The following is a 20,839-nucleotide window of genomic DNA, read 5'->3' on the forward strand; positions in this document are numbered from 1 at the left end:
CCGCGCGCCGTCAGCCTGGGGCGGTGTGCGGCGCAGCACGCGAGGCGGCGTAGAATATTCGGATTATCGAACCCGGGAAATCACGAGATCATGAACGCTCCCTTGCACGCCGAATCGTTGCGCCGCGCGGTTCCGGCCGCCTGTCTGGATGCCCTGCGTGCGCACTTTGGCGACCGCCTGTCGGAATCGGCCGCCGTGCGCGAACACCATGGCCGCGACGAATCGCCTTATCCGGCCATGCTGCCTGACGCCGTGGTCTTTGCGCAGTCGACGGAAGATGTCGCCTTCGTCGCCAAGGTGTGCAACGAACACCGCGTTCCCTTGATTCCGTACGGCGCCGGCTCTTCGCTCGAAGGCCACATTCTTGCAATCCAGGGCGGCATCAGCCTGGACCTGTCGCAGATGAACAAGGTCCTTGCCATCAACGCCGAAGACCTGACCGCCACAGTGCAGGCCGGCGTGCTGCGCAAGCAGCTCAACGAAGAAATCCGCAGCACCGGCCTGTTCTTTCCGATTGACCCGGGCGCCGACGCCAGCCTCGGCGGCATGGCGGCCACCCGTGCCTCGGGCACCAATGCCGTGCGTTACGGCACGATGCGCGAAAACGTCATGTCGCTGACCGTCGTCACCGCGGACGGCCGCATCATCCGCACTGCGGGCCGCGCCCGCAAGTCGTCGGCCGGCTACGACCTGACGCGCATTTTCGTGGGCAGCGAGGGCACGCTCGGCATCATCACCGAAGTGACCGTGCGCCTGTATCCGCAGCCCGAAGCCGTGTCCGCCGCCGTCTGCAATTTCCCGACGCTGGACGCCGCGGTGCAGAGCGTGATCGAGATCATCCAGATGGGCGTGCCGATTGCGCGCGTCGAGTTCATGGACGCCGCCAGCGTTCGCGCCGTCAACCTGCACAGCAAGCTGACCCTGCGCGAAACCCCGCTGCTTGTGTTTGAATTTCATGGCAGTCCCGCCGGCGTGCAAGAGCAGGCAGAAACCGTGCAGGCGATCACGGCCGAACATGGCGGCATGGACTTCGAATGGGCCGAGCGCCCCGAAGACCGCAGCCGCCTCTGGACCGCGCGCCACAACGCGTATTTCGCGGGCCTGCAGTTGCGTCCCGGCTGCCGCGCCAGCACCACCGACGTCTGCGTGCCGATCTCGAGGCTGGCCGATTGCGTGCGCGACACCGTCGAGGAACTGGACCGCGCAAGCTTCCCGTACACCATCGTCGGCCACGTGGGCGACGGCAACTTCCATGTGCTGATGCTGCTGGACGCCGACAGCGCGCAGGAATGGCAGGAATCGGAAGCCATCAACCACAACCTCGTGCGCCGGGCCATCGCAGCCGACGGCACCTGCACGGGCGAGCACGGCGTCGGCCTGCACAAGATGCAGTTCATGGCGGAAGAGCACGGCGAAGACGCGCTGGACCTGATGCGCAGTCTGAAGCATGCGTTCGACCCGAACAACATCCTGAACCCGGGCAAGATCGTGTCCTGGTAATCGGCAGGGGGGCGCAAAAGCCCCCCTCGCACCGATAGCGCCTGCTGCTTTTACGCGACAAGCCGCTGCGCGATTTACGGCCGGTTACGTATGATCTGGCCGCAAATGCCCGTAAATGCGTCAGGTGCGGGTAAATCCCGGCCTGATTAACATGGGCACTCGCGCTATTGTTGCGCTCATGAATTCACTGGTCGAAACCGGCCTGGCACAAGTGCAGGCGCCTTATACGCAGCAGCAGCTCATCGAGGCGTTGTCGGCCGCGTTGCCCGCGCACTGTGTGCTGTATCGCGAAGAGGACACTCGTCCTTACGAATGCGATGGCCTATCCCTTTACCGCTCGATTCCCGCGGTCGTTGCCTTGCCCGAAACGGAAGCGCAGGTGCAGGCCATCATGCGCATCTGCAAGCGCTTGAATGCGCCCATTGTGGCGCGCGGCGCGGGAACGGGATTGTCGGGCGGCGCCATGCCGCACAGCCAGGGCGTGTTGCTGGGGCTGTCCAAATTCAATCGGATTAAGCATATCGACCTGGCCAGCACGACCGCCATCGTCGAACCGGGTGTGCGCAATCTTGCGATCTCCGAAGCGGTGTCGCCTTACGGGCTGTACTACGCTCCGGATCCGTCGAGCCAGATCGCGTGCTCCATCGGCGGCAACGTCGCGGAAAACTCGGGCGGCGTGCATTGCCTGAAGTACGGCCTGACCGTGCACAACGTGCTGCGCGTGCGCGTGGTCACGATCGACGGCGATGTGGTCGAACTGGGATCGCACGCGCCTGACGCGCCCGGACTGGACCTGTTGTCGGTGTTCGTCGGCTCTGAGGGCATGCTGGGTGTTGTCACCGAAGTGACCGTCAAGCTCATTCCCAAGCCGGCCTGCCAGCAGGTTGTCATGGCCAGTTTTTCCAGCGTCGAGGCGGCAGGCAATGCGGTCACGCAGGTGATCGCGGCGGGCATGATTCCCGCAGGCCTGGAAATGATGGACCGTCGCGCGACGCACATGGTGGAACCGTTTGTCCGCGCGGGCTACGACATGGACGCGCAGGCCATCCTGCTATGCGAATCGGACGGCACACCCGAAGAGGTGGCGCACGAGATCGCGCGCATGGAGGCGGTGTTCCGGCAAGCCGGCGCCACGCGCTGCCAGGTGTCGGCGTCCGAAGCGGAACGGCTGAAATTCTGGGCGGGGCGCAAGAACGCGTTTCCCGCCGCCGGGCGCGTGTCGCCCGACTACTACTGCATGGACGGCACGATTCCGCGCCGCCATCTGGCGCGCGTGCTGGGCGCCATTGAACAGATGGAAGACGAATTCGGCCTGCGATGCGCCAATGTCTTTCATGCCGGCGACGGCAATCTGCATCCGCTGATCCTGTTCGATTCGAATAAGCCGGACGAGGTGGAGCGCGCCGAGAAATTTGGCGCGGCCATTCTTGAGCTGTGCGTGCAGGTGGGAGGAACCGTGACTGGAGAGCACGGTGTGGGAATGGAGAAGATAAATCAAATGTGCGTGCAATTCTCTCGCGAAGAACTCGATGCGTTCCTGGCAGTCAAGCGGGCCTTTGATCCGCCGTGCCTGCTGAATCCTGAAAAGGTCATCCCCACGCTGGCACGCTGCGCCGAATACGGCAAGATGCACGTCCATGCGGGAGAACTGCGCTTCCCCGATCTCGCCCGCTTCTAGGACGTATCCCTTATGGATTTTGTCCTGTCGGAATTGTGCGACCAGGTCATGACGGCCCGTGCCGGCCATAAACCCCTGTTCGTGATGGGCGGCGGCAGCAAGCGGTTCTACGGTAACTACCGTCCCGTGAGGCCGCAGGATGGCCATTGCCTGCTCGATATGACGCCTTACCGCGGCATCGTGAGCTACCACCCGTCCGAACTTGTCGTGACGGTGCGCGCCGGCACGCCACTGGCCGAACTGGAGGCCGCGCTTGCCGAGAACGGCCAGATGCTGGCCTTCGAACCGCCGCACTTCGCACCCACGGCGACCGTGGGCGGCTGCGTGGCGGCCGGACTGTCGGGCCCGCGCCGCATGAGCGCGGGCGCCTTGAAGGATTTTGTGCTTGGGGCGCAACTGCTGGACTCGGACGGCCGCATTCTGTCCTTCGGGGGCGAGGTCATGAAGAACGTGGCGGGCTACGACGTGTCGCGCCTTCTGGCCGGCTCGCACGGTATCTTCGGCGCCATCCTGGAGGTGTCGCTGAAGGTCGTGCCCATGCCGATGCAAGAGATGACGCTGGCGCTGCCCGCGACGCAGGCGCAGGCGCTGGCCAACTTTGCCTTCTGGCGCGGCAAGCCGCTGCCGATCTCGGCGTCGAGCTGGTCAAGCGACGGCGATGGCGCTGAGGGAATGACGATGGTGCGCTTGTCGGGCGCGCCGCCCGCGCTGGCCAGCGCGCGAGCGCTGATTGGCGGCGATGAGCTGGCGCCGGATGCGGCCGACGACTGGTGGCGCTCGTTGCGCGAACAGACCCACGCGTTCTTTGCGCCGGACCGGCCCTTGTGGCGTATGGCCCTGCCGCCTACCACCGCAGTCCTGGAACTGGGGCCGACGCTGGTGGAGTGGGGCGGCGGCCAGCGGTGGCTGAGCGGCCCGCGCGATGCGGCCGAGCTGCGCGAGACGGCGGCCGGGCATGGCGGCCACGCGACGCTGTTCCGGCCCGCCGATACCCCGCCGCCCGCCGACGGCGTGTTTCATCCGCTTGCGCCGGGAGTCGGCGCGATCACCCGCAGGCTGAAGCAGGAGCTCGATCCCGCCGGCCTCTTCAACCCCGGCCGCCTGGTCCTGGAGCTATAGGACATCATGCAAACCAATCTGGCATCCTGGGCAAGCGGCACCGATCTGGGCAACGAGGCGGACGCGATTCTGCGCCGCTGCGTGCATTGCGGCTTCTGCACGGCCACCTGTCCCACGTATCAGGTCCTGGGCGACGAACTGGACAGCCCGCGCGGGCGCATCTATCTCATCAAGCAGGTGCTGGAGGGCAAGGAGCCCACGCAATCCACGCAGCAGCATCTGGACCGCTGCCTGACCTGCCGCAATTGCGAGACCACCTGCCCGTCCGGCGTCGAGTACGGCCACCTCGTCGACATCGGCCGCAAGATCGTGGACGAACGTGTGGAGCGGTCGTGGGGGGACAAGACCCGCCGCACGTTGCTGCGCAAAGCGATGCTGTCGCCGATGTTTGCGCCGGCCATGCGTCTGGGCCAGCGGCTGCGGGGCGTGCTGCCTCAGTCGCTCCGGCGCAAGGTGCCGGAGCGCCGAGACGCGGGCCCGCTTCCACAGGTGGCGCGGCATGCGCGTCAGGTTCTGATGCTGGCGGGCTGCGTGCAGCCGGCCATGATGCCCACCATCGACGCCGCCACCATCCGCGTGCTGGATGCGGTGGGCATCGGCGCGCGCATCGCGCCGGGCGCCGGCTGCTGCGGCGCGGTCAGTTTCCACCTGGATGCGCAGGACGAAGCCGTGGCGCAGATGCGCGCCAACGTCGACGCGTGGTGGCCGCTGGTGCAGGACGGCAAGGTCGAGGCCATCGTCATGAATGCGTCGGGCTGCGGCGCCATGGTCAAGGAATACGCGCATCACCTGCGCCACGATGCGGCGTATGCGCAGAAAGCCGCGGACCTCGTGGCGCTGGTGAAGGACGTGGCGGAGATCGTCGCGCCGCACGCCGAGTTGCTGCGGTCGCGCCTGCCGGCGGGCACGCGGGCGGCGTTTCACCCGCCGTGCACGTTGCAGCACTGGCAGGGGCTGCGGCCGTTGTCCGAGCAATTGCTGGTTGACCTGGGCTTCGAGCTGCAGCCGTTCGCGGACAAGCATCTGTGCTGCGGGTCGGCGGGCGCGTATTCGGTATTGAATCCGGACATCGCGCTGGAGCTGCGCGACCGCAAGCTGGGCGCCATTGCGGTGGGCAGTCCCGATGTGATCCTGTCGGCCAACATCGGGTGCATCGGCCATCTGCAAAGCGGCACCGATACGCCGGTGCGCCATTGGGTCGAGGTGGTCGACGAGCAGTTGCGCCGCGCTGCGCCGGGCTAGCAAGCCCGCGCAGCGCCTGGCGTTGCGGTTACTCCACGGCCTTGACCATGTCTTCGAGCACCTTCTTGGCGTCGCCGAAGACCATCATCGTGCGGTCCATGTAGAACAGTTCGTTGTCCAGCCCGGCATAGCCCGAGGCCATGGAGCGCTTGTTCACGATGACCGTGCGCGCCTTGTAGGCTTCGAGGATGGGCATGCCGGCAATCGGTGACTTGGGATCGTTCTTGGCGGCCGGATTGACCACGTCGTTCGCGCCCAGCACCAGCACCACGTCGGTCTGGCCGAACTCGCTGTTGATGTCTTCCATTTCGAAGACCTGGTCGTAAGGCACTTCGGCCTCGGCCAGCAGCACGTTCATGTGGCCCGGCATGCGGCCGGCAACCGGGTGGATCGCGTACTTGACGGTCACGCCCCGCGCGGTCAGCTTTTCGGCCAGTTCCTTCAGGGCATGCTGGGCCCGCGCCACGGCCAGGCCGTAGCCAGGTACGATGGTCACGCTTTCGGCGTTGGTCATCAGGAACGCCGCGTCGTCCGGGCTGCCCGACTTGACGCTGCGTTGCGGCGCGTCGCCTGCCGCCGCGCCGCCGCCCGACTGGCCGCCAAAGCCACCCAGGATCACGTTGAAGAACGACCGGTTCATCGCCTTGCACATGATGTAGGACAGGATGGCGCCCGAAGATCCCACCAGCGATCCGGCAATGATCAGCATGGGGTTGTTCAGCGAGAAGCCGATGCCGGCCGCCGCCCAACCTGAATAGCTGTTCAGCATCGACACCACCACCGGCATGTCCGCGCCGCCGATCGGGATGATGATCAGCACGCCCAGCACGAAGGCGATGAGCGTCATGATGATGAAGGGCGTCCATTGCTGCGTGAGCATGAACCAGACACCGCAGCCCAGCATCGCCAGCGCCAGCGCCAGATTCAGCATGTGCTGGCCGGGGAACACCACGGGTGCGCCCTGGAACAGCCGGAACTTGTATTTGCCGGACAGCTTGCCGAAGGCGATGACGGAGCCCGAGAACGTGATGGCGCCCACGAACGTGCCGATGAAGAGCTCGAAGCGGTTGCCGGTGGGGATGGCCATGCCGGGCGGCGCAATGCCGAAGGCGTGCGGCTCGGCCACGACGGCCACGGCGATCGCGACCGCCGCCAAGCCGATCATGCTGTGCATGAAGGCGACCAGCTCGGGCATCTTGGTCATCTCGACGCGCTTGGCCATCAGCGTGCCAATGGAGCCGCCGACCAGCAGCCCCAGGACGACCCATCCCAACCCTATCGTGGCCGTGCCGCTGCGCGCCAGCCCGATGATGAGCGCCGCGGTGGTCACCACGGCGATCGCCATGCCGGCCATGCCGAACGCGTTGCCCAAACGCGAGGTCGTGGGATGGGACAGGCCCTTGAGCGCCTGGATGAAGCAGACCGAGGCAATCAGATAGAGCAGAGTGACGAGGTTCAGCGAGATCATTTCGCTTCCTCCTTGCCCGGCTTGCGGTCCTTCTTCTTGAACATTTCAAGCATGCGCCGCGTCACGAGAAAGCCGCCGAACACGTTGACGGCAGCGAGCGCCACCGCAAAGACGCCCATGCCGCGCGCCAGTCCGCCTTCGGTCAGCGCGGCGGCCAGCATCGCGCCGACGATGATGATGGCGGAAATGGCGTTGGTGACGGCCATGAGCGGCGTGTGCAGCGCGGGCGTGACGTTCCAGACCACGTGGTAGCCGACGTAGATGGCCAGCACGAAGATGATGAGATTCATCAGGGTGGGGTTGATCGCTTCCATGGTCACGTCCTCCGCGTCATATTGCCGCCTTCGCACACCAGGCAGGCCGCCACGATTTCATCGTCGCGCTGGATTGCCAGCGCGCCGTCCGCATTGATGATGAGCTTCAGGAAATCCAGGATGTTGCGCGCGTAGAGCGCCGAAGCGTCGGTCGCGACCAGGCCGGGCAGGTTGGTCAGCCCGATGATCGTCACGCCGTGCTTTTCGACGATTTGCCCTTTTTCCGACAGCGGGCAGTTGCCGCCGCGTTCGACGGCAAGATCCACCAGCACCGAACCGGGCTTCATGGCCGCCACCGTTTCCGCCGAGACCAAGGTGGGAGCCGGGCGGCCGGGGATCAGCGCGGTGGTGATGACGATGTCGGCCTGCTTGCAGCGTTCGGACACCAGCGCCGCCTGGCGCGCCATCCAGGCGGGCGGCATGGATCGCGCGTAGCCCCCCGCGCCTTGCGCGATCTCGCGCTCTTCGTCGGTTTCGAACGGCACGTCGATGAACTTGGCGCCCAGCGATTCAACCTGTTCGCGGGCGGCGGGACGCACGTCGGAGGCCTCGACCACCGCGCCCAGCCGCTTGGCGGTGGCGATGGCCTGCAGTCCCGCCACGCCGGTGCCCAGGATGACCGCGCGCGCGGCCTTCAGGGTGCCGGCGGCCGTCATCATCATGGGGATCAGCCGGCCGTAGTGGTGGGCTGCGAGCAGCACGGCCTTGTAGCCGGCCAGGTTGGCCTGCGACGACAGCACGTCCAGGCTTTGCGCGCGGGTAATGCGCGGCGCGGCTTCCAGCGCGAAGCCGGTCAGGCCGGCGGCGGCCAGTTGCGCCAGGCCCTCGGCGTCGAAGGGATCGAGCATGCCCACGATCACAGTGCCCGGCTTCATGTGGGGCAGTTCCTCGGGGGAGGGCGCGCGAACCTTCATGACCAGTTCGGCGCCCAGGGCATCCTGGGCTGAACCGAGCGTGGCGCCCGCGGCGACATAGGCATCATCGAGATAGCGGGCGGCGGCGCCTGCCCCGCGCTCAACGATGACGGTGTGCTTGCCGCCGACGTACTTCTTGACGGTCTCCGGTGTTGCTGCGACACGGGTTTCCCCGTCTCGGGTTTCCTTGGGTATCCCGATGTGCATCGACGCCTCTCCTCAGAAGGTTCGCCGTAGTTATACACGGAATGTGCGCTCTCACGCCTCCCCCGTTTTGGCTGCTTGCGCGCGGGCAAAAAAAAACCCCATGGCGACCATGGGGCGGGGGGGCTTGCAACCCGGCGTGCAGATGGCGGCGTTTCTTATGCCGTCTGCGTGCGGGTCCAGGTGATCAGCGCGGCGGTGAGGTCGCGCAGATCGGCCTTTAGGCGGCCGTAGTTGTCGGTGGGACGAAGCGACACTTCATCCATGTAGAGCTTGCGGTTGATCTCGATCTGCAGGCTGTGGCGGCCTTCTTGCGGGCGGCCGAATGCGCGCACCAGTTCCACGCCCTTGTAGGGATCGTTCACGGTGACGTTGTAGCCGCGCTCGCGCAGCCACGCGGCGATGAATTCGCGGAAGGCGGGATCGCTGGTGCTGCCGTCGCGGTCACCCAGCACGAAGTCGGGATGGACCAGGCCCGGGCGATCGGTGGCGAACGCGCCGGCGACGCTGGGCATCGAGTGGCAGTTGATGTGCCAGACCTTGCCGAACTTGCGGTGCGCGTTGTCCAGCACCTGGCCCAGCGCGGCGTGATAGGGCTTCCAGCAGGCATCGATGCGGTGGCGCACTTCGTCCACCGTGAGCTTGCGGTTGTACAGCGGCGTGCCGTCATCGAGCATGCGCCAGATCAGGCCCTTGCCAAGCTTGACCTTGGACGAGGCGTTGATCGCGTCGGGCCATGCCGCGTCCAGCAGCACTTCGTCGATCTCGTCGGCGGCGCGGTTGGCGTCGATGTAGGCGCGCGGGAACGCCGCGGCGATCATCGGCACGCCCATCTCGATGGCGTCGCCCCACAGATCGTCAACCCAGGTGTCCTCGGCCGTGCGCAAGGCGCCAAAGTCCACTGCGGCGGCGAAATCGGGGGGGTAGGCGGTGCCGCTGTGCGGGGAATCCAGCACAAGGGGGGCCGAGATTTCCGAATCGGGATATTGCTGCGGGAGGTCGAGGCGGTAGGACAGGGGCTGGGTAAGTCGCATAAGGGGGTACTGCGTTCGTGAATCGGAGGTCCTCGCGCGCCACGGGCACGCGAGGACCGAAGACCGCTTAGTCGATCTTCACGTTGGCTTCTTTGGCGATGCGCTTGTTCTTGGCGATTTCAGCCGAGATCTGCGCGCCGAATTCGGCCGAGGTGTTGGCAGCGGGCGACGCGCCCAGGGCGGCGAGGCGGCTCTTGACGTCGTCTTCGGCGCTGACCTTCTGGACGGCGGCGTTCAGCTTGGCCAGCACGGGGGCAGGCAGCTTGGCCGGGGCGACTAGGCCGAACCACGATGCGTCGTTCACGGCCGGCAGGCCGGCTTCGGCGAACGTGGGCACGTTGGGCAGCGCGGCAACGCGTTGCGGCGCGGCGACGGCCATGGCGATCAGGCGGCCGGACTGAACGTGCGGCAGCGTGGAGGGCAGGTTGTCATACATGACGTCGACCTGGCCGGCCAGCGCGTCGTTCAGCGCCGGGCCCACGCCGCGGTACGGCACGTGCATCAGGTCGGTGCCCGAGGCCATCTTGAACAGTTCGCCCATCATGTGCGAGACCGAACCGTTGCCGGCCGACGCGTACGTCAGCTTGCCGGGCTGGCTCTTGGCCAGCGTGATGAATTCGGCGATGGTCTTGGCCTGGACCTTCGGGTTGATGGTCATGATGTTCGGCACGGCGGCCAGGTTCGAGACGGGCGTGAAGTCCTTCTCGCCATCGAACGGCAGGTTCGGGTAGATGGCCGGGTTGATGCCGTGCGTGCTGACGGTGGCGATGCCCAGGACGTAGCCGTCCGGCGCGCTGCTGGCGACGAACGCGCTGCCGATCGAGCCGCCGGCGCCGCCGCGGTTTTCCACGACGACCGTCTGGCCAAGTTCCTTGCTGAGCTTGTCGGCGAACAGGCGCCCGACGATGTCGGTGGTGCCGCCGGGCGGGAAGGGAACGATCAGGCGGATGGGCTTGCTGGGATACGCATCTTCAGCGTGCGCGATACCCGAGATCAGCGGCGTGGCCAGGGTCGCGGCGGCGACACACAGGCCCAGGACTACATTACGGCGTTGCATGAATTCCCCTACTAATGAATGAACGGCGGATGCGCAAAGGCAGACGCAAACCCGACGATTCTTTCCCGGCAGGCATGTTTGCGCAAACGAAAGATTCTCCGTAAGCTATGACTTTTTTTCATACCTCTTTTCGGCAGGCCTCCGCCAGCGTTACTTTTTTGTAACATTCGTCGCGCGGCCTTTGCCGTCGTCATGCCCGCAGGGCAAGGGAGCCCCACATTCGGTGGGGGCTGCAGATGAGGCGTTTCTGTCCCTCTTTAACGGATCTTCAGGCGTTCGAAGTTGCCGCCCGGCACAGCAGTTTCACGCGCGCCGCGCAGGAGCTGTGCGTGACCCAGGGGGCCGTGAGTAAACAGGTGAAACATCTGGAAGAGTTCGTCGGCGTCGAACTATTCCTACGAATCAGGCAAGGCCTGGTTCTGACCGAAGCGGGCCGCAGCTATCTGGCCAAGATCCAGGCCGGTCTGGGTCAGATCGAAGCGGCCACCGTCGAACTGATCGCACACCAGGGGCGCGGCGGCACGCTGAACTTGACCTGTATGCCGACGTTCGGCGCGCGGTGGCTGATCCCGCGCCTGACGGCCTTCATGCGTCTGCGGCCCGACATCCATGTGGAATTTCTGCCGCATCGCCAGGGCTACGACTTTTCCACGCCCGAGCTGGACGCCGCCGTGCGTTTTGGCGAGGGCCTGTGGCCGGGTAGCGGCGCGGACTACATTGTGGGCCGCGAGATCCTGCCGGTCTGTAGTCCCCGCCTGATTGCGGGCGGGTGCCAATCACCCGAAGACCTGCTGGCGTATCCGCTGCTGCACCACACATCGGCCCTGGAAGGCTGGCGCGACTGGTTCGAGCAGGCCGGGTGCGACACGCGGCGCAGCCTGGAAGGCGCCCGCTTTGACCAGTACGCCTTGCTGTCGCAGGCCGCCGCAGCGGGTTTTGGCGTGGCGCTGATCCCTCGCTGCCTGATCGAGGACGAGCTGCGCGACGGCAAGCTGGCCGTTGCAATCCAGCTCCCGATCCGGGCGCGTATGGGGTATTACCTGTGCTACCCCGAGCAGAAGGCCAATCTGCCCACCCTGCAGGCCTTCCGCGCCTGGCTGATGGAAGTCTCGCGCGCCGCTGAGCCGCAGCCACGGGAAGACGCCTTGTCCGATCTAAAATAGCCGCATCATGAGTCAAACATCCACCAAGAAAGGCCGCGTTGTCGTCGGCATGTCCGGCGGGGTCGATTCTTCGGTCACCGCCTGGCTGCTCAAGCAACAGGGCTACGAGGTCGTCGGCCTGTTCATGAAGAACTGGGAAGACGACGACGATTCCGAATACTGCTCCACCCGCCAGGATCTCCTGGACGCCGCCAGCGTCGCCGACCTGGTGGGCGTGGAGTTCGAATACGTCAACTTCGCCGCCGAATACAAGGACCGCGTGTTCGCGGATTTCCTGCGCGAATACTCCGCGGGCCGCACGCCCAACCCCGACGTCCTGTGCAATGCCGAGATCAAGTTCAAGGCGTTCCTGGACCACGCCATGGCGCTGGGCGCGGAACACATCGCGACCGGCCATTACGCCCGCGTGCGCGAAGTGCCCGCCGACGGCGGCGGCTCGCAATTCCAGCTGCTGAAGGCGCTGGACGCGTCCAAGGACCAGAGCTACTTCCTGCATCGCCTGAACCAGGCGCAGCTGTCGCGCACGCTGTTTCCGCTGGGCGAAATCCACAAGACCGAAGTCCGGCGCATCGCGCACGAGATCGGCCTGCATAACGCCGCCAAGAAGGATTCCACCGGTATCTGCTTCATCGGCGAGCGCCCGTTCCGGGAATTCCTGAACCGCTACCTGCCCACCGAGCCGGGTCCCATCCTTACGCCCGAAGGGCAGAAGGTCGGCCGCCACGAAGGCCTGTCGTTCTACACGCTGGGCCAGCGCAAGGGGTTGGGCGTGGGTGGCGTCAAGGGCCGGCAGCGGGACGACGGCACAGCCGAGGCCTGGTACGTGGCTCGCAAAGACCTGGAGCGCAACGTGCTGTACGTCGTGCAGGGGCATGACCATCCGTGGCTGCTGTCCAGCAGCCTGACGGCGCAAGACGCAAGCTGGGTAGCGGGACATCCGCCGGCGGCAGGCGCCTATGGGGCCAAGACTCGCTACCGGCAGGCCGATGCGGCGTGCCGCCTGATTGATGCGGCGCCCGAGACGTTTTCACTGGATTTCACCGAGCCGCAATGGGCGGTGACGCCCGGCCAGTCGGCCGTGCTATACGATGGCGAGGTTTGCCTGGGTGGCGGGATCATTCTTTAAGAATGCCCCGCTGCACGTAACCAAGGCCCCCCGGTGCCATGCCCGCGGGGCCTTGTTCATGAGAATAAAACTGAGGAGACGGTTGTGGATGTGACGATGGTGATCTGCCTGCTGGTGCTGGGCGGGGTGGTCGGCTTTGCCGCGGGCTTGCTGGGCATTGGCGGCGGCATGCTGCTGGTTCCCTTTTTGACGATGCTGTTCACCTGGCAGGGCATGCCGGCCGACTTGGTGGTGCACGCCGCGATCGCCACGTCCATGACGTCGATCCTGTTTACCTCCATTTCCAGCGTGCGCGCCCACCAGCAGCGGGGCACCATCAAGTGGCGCATCGTCGCGGCGATGGCGCCGGGCATCATCGTCGGCGGGTTGTTGTCGGGCGGCGCGGTGTTCGCGGCGCTGAGCACGCTGTGGCTGTCGCTGTTCTTCGCGCTGTTCGTGGGGTACTCCGGCTGGAGCATGCTGCGCAACAAGAAGCCCAAGCCCACGCGCCAGATGCCGGGCGTGGTCGGCACCAGCGCGGCGGGTGCGGGCATCGGCTTCCTGTCGGGCCTGGTCGGCGCCGGGGGCGGGTTCCTGTCGGTCCCGTTCATGGTCTGGTGCAACGTGGCCCTGCACAATGCGGTGTCGACCTCGGCGGCGCTGGGCTTTCCCATCGCGCTGGCCAACAGCGTGGGCTATATCGTATCGGGCCTGAACGAAGCCCAGACCTATCCGGGGATGCTCGGCTTCATCTACTGGCCGGCACTGCTGGCGCTGGTCTGCACCAGCGTCCTGACGGCGCCGCTGGGGGCGCGCATGGCCCATCGCCTGCCGGTGCAGACGCTCAAGCGCGTGTTTGCCGCGCTGCTGTTTGCGCTGGCGGCCTACATGCTGTTCAAGGCGTGGCAGACCTGGACGGTTTGATCGCAGAATGAAAACCGGCCGCGGAAAGCGGCCGGAAGATGCGCACGCCCGGTCATGCCGGGCGTTTCTGTTGGGCCGTCAGGCCGTCTTGGGGGCCGTGTCGATGAACGACTGGCGCTGGGACAGCTTGTCGTACAGGCGGGCCAGATGGGGCTGGCCGGTGCGCCAGTCCAGGGTGGCAAAGCGCAGGTCCAGATAGCCGAGGGCACAGCCGACCGCGATGTCCGCGAGGCTGTAGTTGATGCCCATGCAATGGGCGTTGTCGCCCAGGCTTTTGTTCATGGCGTCCAGGCTGGCGTGGATCTTGCCGTATTGGCGTTCGATCCATTCGGGGCTGCGCTGGGCCTCGGGACGCTGGTTTTCCTTGACGATGGTCACGCAGGCATCCAGGACGCCATCAGCGATGGCTTCCCAGCATTTGACGGCCGCGCGGTCGCGGCCCTGCTGAGGAATCAGCCGGGCGACCGGAGACAAGGTATCAACGTATTCAACGATGACGCGCGAATCGAACAACGCGCCGCCATCTTCCATCACCAGGCAGGGGACCTTGCCCAGCGGGTTGTACGTTTGGATCTGCGTGTCGGCGGACCAGACGTTTTCGAGTTCAAGCCGGTAGTCCAGCTTTTTCTCGGCCATGACGATACGCACTTTGCGCACGTAGGGACTGGTAAGCGAGCCGATCAGTTTCATGGAGTCACAAGCGGAGTCGGAAAGCGGCCGAAGTATAGCAGGCTGTATGACGGCCGGAATTGTCCGCAGGGCGGAATCTTCGTCAGTTTGCCACAATGTCGGGTGGCCCCGGATGATAAAATCGCCGGGTTTTCCCATCCGTAGCTTTTTCCCTACCAGACCATGCAAATCGCCGATCAGCTGAGCCAACTTAATGCCCTTTCGCCACTGGATGGCCGCTACGCTTCCCGGGGCGACGCGCTGCGCGGTCTGCTGTCCGAAGCCGGCTTCATGGCGCACCGCGTCGAAGTCGAGGTCGCCTGGCTGATCGCCCTGTCGGACGCCGGCCTGCCCGAGCTGCCTGCTTTCTCCGAGGCCGCCCGCGCGCGCCTGGCCCAGCTGGTCGCCAATTTCTCCGAAGCGGACGCCGGCCGCATCAAGGATATCGAGCGCGTCACCAACCACGACGTGAAGGCCGTCGAGTACTGGCTGAAGGAAAAGGTCGCCGATGACGCCGAACTGGCCCGCGCCGCCGAGTTCATCCACTTCGCCTGCACCTCTGAAGACATCAACAACACCTCGCACGCGCTGATGCTGTCGCGCGCCCGCGATCAAGTTGTGGTGCCGCGTCTGCGCGAAGTGGCCGCCAAGCTGAATGACCTGGCTGTCGCCAACGCCGACCAGCCGCTGCTGTCGCGCACGCATGGCCAGCCCGCCAGCCCGACCACGCTGGGCAAGGAGTTCGCCAACGTGGCCGCGCGCCTGAACCGCGCCATCGCCGCGGTCGAGGCTGTCGAGCCCCTGGCCAAGCTGAACGGCGCAACGGGCAACTACAACGCCCACCTGTCCGCCTATCCCGAAATCAATTGGCCCGAGTTCAGCAAGCGCGTGCTCTCCGGCCTGGGCCTGACCCAGAACCGCCACACCATCCAGATCGAACCGCACGACTGGATGTCCGCGCTGTTCGACGCGATCACCCGCGCCAACATCATCATCCTGGACCTGGATCGCGACATCTGGGGCTACGTGGCGCTGGGCTACTTCAAGCAGCGCCTGAAGGAAGGCGAGGTCGGTTCGTCGACCATGCCGCACAAGGTCAACCCGATCGACTTCGAAAACTCCGAAGGCAACCTGGGTCTGGCCAACGCCGTGCTGCGCCATCTGGCCGACAAGCTGCCGATCTCCCGCTGGCAGCGTGACCTGACCGATTCCACCGTCCTGCGCAATCTCGGCGTGGGCCTGGGCTACTGCCTGGTGGCGTGGGATGCCTGCATGCGCGGCCTGGGCAAGCTCGAAGTCAATACGGCTGCCATCGACGCCGATATCGACGCCTGCTGGGAAGTGCTGGCCGAGCCGGTGCAGACCGTCATGCGCCGCTATGGCCTGCCGCAGCCCTACGAGCAACTCAAGGCCTTGACGCGCGGCAAGGGCATCACCGAAGAAGCTCTGCGAGAATTCATTCAGGGCCTGGCGCTGCCTGAAGAGCCGAAGGCCCGCCTGCTGGCGATGACCCCGCGCTCGTACATCGGCTTGGCCGCCGAGCTGGCCCGGGCGGTATAGTCGCCGTGCCGCGCGCGTCATGCGCGCGGCTTTTACGTTGTACCTACGGGAGATAGCAATGAAGAAGTTGTCCACGCTCGCTGCGCTGGCCTGTATGACGGTGGGTCCGCTGCTGGCGACGTCTGCCTCCGCGCAATTCGCCAAGCCCGAAGATGCGGTCAAGTATCGCCAGTCGGCGCTTTCGCTGATCGGCTCGCATTTCGGCCGCATGGCGCCGGTGGTCAAGGGCCAGGCGCCCTATGACGCCGCGCAGATCAAGGCCAATGTCGATGTTCTGAAGACGCTGTCGGCATTGCCGTGGGCGGGTTTCGGTCCGGGTACGGAAGGCGGCGACGCCCGTCCGGAAGTCTGGAGCGATGCCGCGGGCTTCAAGCAGAAGCAGCAGGCGTTCCAGGACAACATCGTGAAGCTGTCGGCAGCCGCCGATGCAGGCGACCTGGACAAGCTGCGCGCGGCATTCGGCGACGTCGGCGCCAGTTGCAAGGCCTGCCACGATTCGTACCGCAAGAAGAAATAAGGCGCCGGGCCGTCATTCCGGCCTTTCGTTGTTTCAAGCAAAAAGCCCCGTCTCGGGGCTTTTTGTTTTGCGCTTCTTGATTGGGCGCGGTCAGGAGAACGACATGTCGGACACGATCTCGAGCGATCGTATCCACAGCACCAGCCCGGTCACGCAGGCGCCCAGCAGCAGGGCGCGCAGCCAGATGGCCAGGCCGTCCTGTGCGGGCGGCGTGCCGGCGGGGACGTCCTTGGCATCGACGTTGCCGGTGATGATGGCGCGCACCAGACGCTTGCGGCGCACGACGACGTACCAGGTGACGGCCAGCAGGTGGAGGGCGACCAGGCCGATGATGACCCACTCGTTGAGCTTGTGCCAGGACGTCATGGCGCTGGCCGTGGCTTCGGAAACGTGCCCGAACAGTGGGCCCTGCGTCATGATGTCGTCGGTGGTGAACAGGCCGCTGACCGCCTGAAAGCCCACGACCAGCAACAGCGCCATAACCGACAGGGCGCCCAGCGGATTGTGGCCGGCGGGTGCTGCTGCGCCCTTCAGGTAGCGGGCCACGGCGCCGGGGCCGCGAACGAAATGCGCGAACCGGGCATAGCGCGGTCCGGCAAAGCCCCACAGCACGCGAAAGAGGATAAGGCCCAGCGCCGTACAGCCGAAGCGCACGTGCCAGTCCATATACAGGCCGCCCAGCTTTACGCTGACGAACGCGCCGACGATGCAGACGACAAGCGCCCAGTGAAAGAGTCGGGTGGGGAGGTCCCAGATGCGGACCGCGAGACGATTGTTCTGCATGGTGAGATCAGCGGGCTGAAGTTGCAGGGAATTTATCACGCACAAAGCAAACCGCCGCGGGGTAAGCGCGGCGGGGTGGGGTCAGCTCAGCGAGCGTTACGGCGCACCGGTTCGATGCGATGCACATGCTCGTGGCGGAACCGGATGCGCTGGGCGGGCGTCCTCAAAGCGGGCGCGCCGCACGGCACGACTTCGGTGGTGTAAGTGGTGGTGCCGTTGATCGGCGCGTTGAAGATGACCGTGGCGCGGATCTCGGGGCCGTTGGCCGGCTTCAGGTAGACGATGTCGCCGATGTGGATGGGCATGTCGTCGAGCTGGGTATGGGCCGGGCGTCGGATCAGGTCGGTGGTGGTGAAACGAGTATTCATGTTGTGTGTTCTCTTTAGGTTCTAGTTATTGGAAAAGCTGCGTCTTGTCATGGTGTGCGCGTGGCGGCCAAATGCCGGGCACGTGGCCGGATATTCGCGTCGCGCCTTGTCCGCCGGATGTATTGGACAGGCATTACATGACACTAACGCATTGCTGCCGCCGTTCTTTTGCGCATTCTCATGTTTTTTGCGCGCCGGGCCGGCGTTGAGATGCCTTCGTCCAGTCTTGGAGAGCATCGGTCGGGCTGCGGGGCGCAGGCGCGTTGGCGTGCACCCGTGCAGCCCTGGGTGCGCACAGAGTGGGTTGGCTCTGGCGCTCGCGGTGGTTGGACCGCGGCATGCGTCGCTGCTTTCGGAAAAGCAACTTGTTATGTAGGTGTATCTGCTTCAGGCCGATCCGGACTGGCGAAAGGGCGAAGGCGTATGGTTTCCGATGGCGCTCTGGGTTTGCGTATTTTGCGTTGTACTTCGCAAGGACGGCAGAGCTTACGGGGTGGATCTATCTGCTGCAGTCGCTTATAGCGGACATGGCGTACCGGAGCGGTGCGAACACCCGACTGCGTAGATCCAATTGTCGATAATATCGGCAATTGGGCGATTATGCAAGCATTTTGGCCGGATGGACGTCTGGCCGTGTAAAAACCGCCTCAGTGCGACGCGGGGCGGGCCTGGCGTTGGGCCTCGATGATGAGGCCTTCCAGGCGTGGCGACATGCGCAGCGCCACCTGGGCGCTGGTCGTGCCATCTGGCTGCGGCAGGGTTTCCAGCGCCAGCTCGATGCGCTCGTGGTCGAAGGCCTCGGGCGCCGCCTGGATCTCCACATAGCGTTCCAGCAACGCGTCCACGGCCTTCTGGGCGTCGGCCAACGCTTCTTCCGACAGCTTGCCGTGGCCAAGGTACTGGTTCACCACTCGCGCCAGGTCGTTCATGAAGTGGAGCAAGGCGTTCGCGCCGCGGCAATCCGGGAGCGTGAAACCCCAGGGCAGGGGGGAAGCGTTCTGTGTCATGTGGTCAGCCAAGGCAATGTTGCTGGCGGCTGCCTGCCGCCGAATCCGTGATTTTAGAGGACGCGGGCGCTGCGGGCACGGGCGGGCCCGCCCTGTGTCAACTCGCTTCGATGGCAACAAATTTCGCCCCTTCCGGACCCAGGGTCGACGCTACCGGATAATCTTCCGGAATGGCCCATTCCATTTCGGCCGTAATCTGCAGAATCGGAGTGCAAAAGGATGCGCATGAATTTGGTCCGTGCGTGGGTGACAGGCATAGCGGTGGTCTCGATGCTGTTGCTGGCGGCATGCGTCAACAAAGAGCCGCAGGAGCGCGCCGCCTTCATACAGCTTCTGCAGGTCCGCATGAACAACGTGACGCTCGTGCCGATCGGCCTCTTGAGCAAGCCGGAAAAGGAAGCGATCGGCGGCTACGACGACGCGTACGAGGTGATGACGGACTTCCAGGACGCCATGGCCAAGGCCGCCGCGCCGCTGCGCGAGGTCCTGTCCGTGGAGACGATCCGGTCGGTGAGCGACATCGTGGAGCGCAAGGCCAGCCTGCAGGCGGCCCGCAAGACGCTGGCCGACAGCGCCACGCAGGTCCAGGCCGCGCGAAGCAGGGCCGATAAGGCGCGCGCGGACCTGGCGTTGCCCGCGGACCTCGCGCCCGTGTATGAGGGCGTCTACGACGAGGCGGTGACTGCGCCCGCCGCCGACATGATGGAAGCCGCGGCCCGGATGGACGCGGTCGCCCGCGACGCGCTGGCCATTGCGGACTTTGTGGCGGCCAACGCCGCGGACGTGCGCTTCGAGGACGGGCAAACCAAGGTGGCCAAACCCACGTTGCAACAGGAACTGAACCTGCGGCTGCAAGCCCTGAATGCGCAGTCCGACGGGCTGGAAGCCGCGCGCGCCACGCTGCTGCAAGCGGCAAGCGCGGGTACAACGGCGCCATAGCGGTTCGGCAGCCCCATCGCGATCCGAGCGCCGCCCGGCGGCGCTTTGTACAATGCGGCTCTTGCGGCGCATGCCGTGGCGTGGACGGACTATGAGCGAATCTTCAGGCGTGCATTACAGAACCTTCGTGCTTTTGCTCGTGGTGGTCACCATCGCGTTCGGCTGGCTGTTGTGGCCTTTCTATGGGGCCGTGTTCTGGGGCACCATTCTTGCCATCCTTTTCGCCCCCTTGCAGCGCCGCCTGGTGGCGCGCATCGGCGGCCGGCGCAATCTGGCCGCGCTGATCACGCTGCTGCTGGTGCTGCTGCTGGTGATTCTTCCGCTCGTCGTGATCAGCGGGTCGCTGGTGAGCGAAGGTGCCAACCTCTATCAAAGCATCAAGTCTGGCCAGATCAACTTTGGCGCGTACTTCCAGCAGGCCATGGACGCCTTGCCGCCGTCGGTGCATGCGCTGCTGGCGCGCTTCGACCTGGCCGACATCCCCAGCCTGCAGGACAAGCTGAGCGCCGGCGCGATGCAGGCGAGCCAGTTCCTGGCGACACAGGCGTTGAACATCGGACAGGACACGTTCCAGTTCGTGGTCAGCTTCGGCATCATGCTGTACCTGCTGTTCTTCCTGCTTCGCGACGGCCCGCTGCTGTCGGCGCGGCTGCGGCGCGCGGTGCCGCTGAGCGACATGCACAAGCAGCATCTGTTCCGCAAGTTCACGACCGTGGTGCGCGCCACCGTCAAGGGCAACGTCGCAGTGGCGGCCGCGCAGGGCGCGCTGGGCGGCATCATCTTTTCCATCCTGTCGATCCAGGGCGCGCTGCTGTGGGGTGTGATCATGGCATTCCTGTCGCTGCTCCCGGCGATCGGTGCGGGGCTGATCTGGGCGCCGGTGGCCGTGTACTTCCTGCTGACGGGCGACGTGGTCAAGGGCGCCGTGCTCATCGCGTTCGGCGTACTGGTCATCGGCATGGTCGACAACGTGCTGCGGCCCATTCTCGTGGGCAAGGACACGAAGATGCCCGACTACGTGATCCTGATCTCCACATTGGGCGGCATGGCGTTGTTCGGCCTGAACGGCTTTGTGATCGGTCCGCTGATCGCGGCGCTGTTCATGGCAAGCTGGGATCTGTTCTCGCCGGCGGCAAGTGATCCGACGGTCGTCCCCGCAGCGAGCGCGCCGCTGCCGGGCAACCCCGTGGCCGGCACGCCGCCGGCAGCCGGCGGCGCTGCTGCGGGTACGCAGGCAGCACTGGCTCAAGACCGGCACTCCCGCGACGATTGAC

Annotated in this window: 20 protein-coding genes; 11 read left to right on the plus strand and 9 right to left on the minus strand. The window is 65.5% G+C overall.

The features are described from left to right. The first annotated feature begins 90 nt into the window (after nucleotides 1-90). From AC6LJW_RS25020 to glcF, 4 genes are all read left to right on the plus strand, one after another. Nucleotides 91-1,500 (plus strand): FAD-binding oxidoreductase, encoded by a 1,410-nt coding sequence (locus AC6LJW_RS25020; protein WP_056567292.1) that lies wholly within the window; start codon nucleotides 91-93, stop codon nucleotides 1,498-1,500. Between the two features lie 178 nt (nucleotides 1,501-1,678). Continuing rightward, a complete protein-coding gene (locus tag AC6LJW_RS25025; protein WP_056567291.1) occupies nucleotides 1,679-3,178 on the plus strand; it encodes an FAD-linked oxidase C-terminal domain-containing protein in 1,500 nt (499 codons plus the stop codon). Between the two features lie 12 nt (nucleotides 3,179-3,190). Further along, complete coding sequence (gene glcE / locus AC6LJW_RS25030; RefSeq protein ID WP_498088514.1) at nucleotides 3,191-4,297, plus strand: glycolate oxidase subunit GlcE; 1,107 nt, start codon at nucleotides 3,191-3,193, stop codon at nucleotides 4,295-4,297. Nucleotides 4,298-4,303: 6 nt separating this feature from the next. After that, nucleotides 4,304-5,539 (plus strand): glycolate oxidase subunit GlcF, encoded by a 1,236-nt coding sequence (gene glcF / locus AC6LJW_RS25035; protein ID WP_056567289.1) that lies wholly within the window; start codon nucleotides 4,304-4,306, stop codon nucleotides 5,537-5,539. A gap of 28 nt (nucleotides 5,540-5,567) precedes the next feature. Here the strand turns inward: glcF and AC6LJW_RS25040 are convergent, their stop codons facing one another. From AC6LJW_RS25040 to AC6LJW_RS25060, 5 genes are all read right to left on the minus strand, one after another. Next, nucleotides 5,568-7,007, minus strand: a complete 1,440-nt coding sequence (locus tag AC6LJW_RS25040) for an NAD(P)(+) transhydrogenase (Re/Si-specific) subunit beta (RefSeq protein WP_498088516.1) — start codon at nucleotides 7,005-7,007, stop codon at nucleotides 5,568-5,570. Continuing rightward, on the minus strand, nucleotides 7,004-7,321 hold the full coding sequence (locus tag AC6LJW_RS25045) for an NAD(P) transhydrogenase subunit alpha part 2 (protein WP_006224972.1): 318 nt from the start codon (nucleotides 7,319-7,321) through the stop codon (nucleotides 7,004-7,006). The genes AC6LJW_RS25040 and AC6LJW_RS25045 overlap by 4 nt, the downstream gene beginning before the upstream one ends. A 2-nt stretch (nucleotides 7,322-7,323) precedes the next feature. Further along, a complete protein-coding gene (locus AC6LJW_RS25050) occupies nucleotides 7,324-8,442 on the minus strand; it encodes a Re/Si-specific NAD(P)(+) transhydrogenase subunit alpha (RefSeq protein WP_056567286.1) in 1,119 nt (372 codons plus the stop codon). Nucleotides 8,443-8,597: 155 nt separating this feature from the next. Beyond that, complete coding sequence (locus tag AC6LJW_RS25055; RefSeq protein ID WP_056567283.1) at nucleotides 8,598-9,473, minus strand: N-formylglutamate amidohydrolase; 876 nt, start codon at nucleotides 9,471-9,473, stop codon at nucleotides 8,598-8,600. Nucleotides 9,474-9,540: 67 nt separating this feature from the next. Then, nucleotides 9,541-10,530, minus strand: coding sequence for a Bug family tripartite tricarboxylate transporter substrate binding protein (locus tag AC6LJW_RS25060; protein ID WP_056567280.1), 990 nt, complete (start codon nucleotides 10,528-10,530; stop codon nucleotides 9,541-9,543). Between the two features lie 236 nt (nucleotides 10,531-10,766). On the opposite strand from AC6LJW_RS25060, the gene gcvA reads away from it, so the two are divergent. The 3 genes from gcvA (at nucleotide 10,767) to AC6LJW_RS25075 (ending at nucleotide 13,722) form a co-directional block, all read left to right on the plus strand. Beyond that, complete coding sequence (gene gcvA / locus AC6LJW_RS25065; protein ID WP_056567278.1) at nucleotides 10,767-11,693, plus strand: transcriptional regulator GcvA; 927 nt, start codon at nucleotides 10,767-10,769, stop codon at nucleotides 11,691-11,693. 7 nt (nucleotides 11,694-11,700) lie between these two features. Next, the gene (mnmA, locus tag AC6LJW_RS25070) at nucleotides 11,701-12,819 is read left to right on the plus strand and encodes a tRNA 2-thiouridine(34) synthase MnmA (protein ID WP_498088518.1); all 1,119 of its coding nucleotides are present in this window, start codon (nucleotides 11,701-11,703) and stop codon (nucleotides 12,817-12,819) included. Nucleotides 12,820-12,903: 84 nt separating this feature from the next. Beyond that, on the plus strand, nucleotides 12,904-13,722 hold the full coding sequence (locus AC6LJW_RS25075; protein WP_056567273.1) for a sulfite exporter TauE/SafE family protein: 819 nt from the start codon (nucleotides 12,904-12,906) through the stop codon (nucleotides 13,720-13,722). A gap of 78 nt (nucleotides 13,723-13,800) precedes the next feature. Here the strand turns inward: AC6LJW_RS25075 and AC6LJW_RS25080 are convergent, their stop codons facing one another. Next, entirely contained in the window at nucleotides 13,801-14,412 is a 612-nt protein-coding gene (locus AC6LJW_RS25080; RefSeq protein ID WP_056567270.1) for a glutathione S-transferase, read from the minus strand. A 162-nt stretch (nucleotides 14,413-14,574) separates the two neighbouring features. Between AC6LJW_RS25080 and purB the strand changes: the two genes are divergently transcribed. Together purB and AC6LJW_RS25090 are read left to right on the plus strand one after the other, a co-directional pair. Continuing rightward, nucleotides 14,575-15,951 carry an adenylosuccinate lyase gene (gene purB / locus AC6LJW_RS25085; RefSeq protein WP_056567267.1) on the plus strand — a complete coding sequence of 459 codons (1,377 nt, stop codon included), beginning with the start codon at nucleotides 14,575-14,577 and terminating at the stop codon, nucleotides 15,949-15,951. A gap of 58 nt (nucleotides 15,952-16,009) precedes the next feature. After that, nucleotides 16,010-16,468, plus strand: a complete 459-nt coding sequence (locus AC6LJW_RS25090) for a c-type cytochrome (protein WP_056567264.1) — start codon at nucleotides 16,010-16,012, stop codon at nucleotides 16,466-16,468. A gap of 90 nt (nucleotides 16,469-16,558) precedes the next feature. On the opposite strand, the gene AC6LJW_RS25095 is transcribed toward AC6LJW_RS25090, so the two are convergent. From AC6LJW_RS25095 to AC6LJW_RS25105, 3 genes are all read right to left on the minus strand, one after another. Continuing rightward, nucleotides 16,559-17,251 (minus strand): cytochrome b/b6 domain-containing protein, encoded by a 693-nt coding sequence (locus tag AC6LJW_RS25095; RefSeq protein WP_056567261.1) that lies wholly within the window; start codon nucleotides 17,249-17,251, stop codon nucleotides 16,559-16,561. Between the two features lie 86 nt (nucleotides 17,252-17,337). After that, nucleotides 17,338-17,619: a hypothetical protein gene (locus tag AC6LJW_RS25100; protein WP_056567258.1), complete on the minus strand. Its 282-nt coding sequence runs from the start codon at nucleotides 17,617-17,619 to the stop codon at nucleotides 17,338-17,340. Nucleotides 17,620-18,266: 647 nt separating this feature from the next. Next, entirely contained in the window at nucleotides 18,267-18,626 is a 360-nt protein-coding gene (locus tag AC6LJW_RS25105; RefSeq protein WP_498088520.1) for a hypothetical protein, read from the minus strand. A gap of 225 nt (nucleotides 18,627-18,851) precedes the next feature. Here AC6LJW_RS25105 and AC6LJW_RS25110 point away from each other — a divergent pair, with 225 nt between their 5' ends. Continuing rightward, nucleotides 18,852-19,565: a DUF3053 family protein gene (locus tag AC6LJW_RS25110; protein WP_498088522.1), complete on the plus strand. Its 714-nt coding sequence runs from the start codon at nucleotides 18,852-18,854 to the stop codon at nucleotides 19,563-19,565. A gap of 91 nt (nucleotides 19,566-19,656) precedes the next feature. After that, nucleotides 19,657-20,838 (plus strand): AI-2E family transporter, encoded by a 1,182-nt coding sequence (locus AC6LJW_RS25115; protein ID WP_235512243.1) that lies wholly within the window; start codon nucleotides 19,657-19,659, stop codon nucleotides 20,836-20,838. The last annotated feature ends 1 nt before the right edge of the window (nucleotide 20,839 follow it).

This window comes from Achromobacter sp. 1012554356 (genome assembly GCF_059760815.1).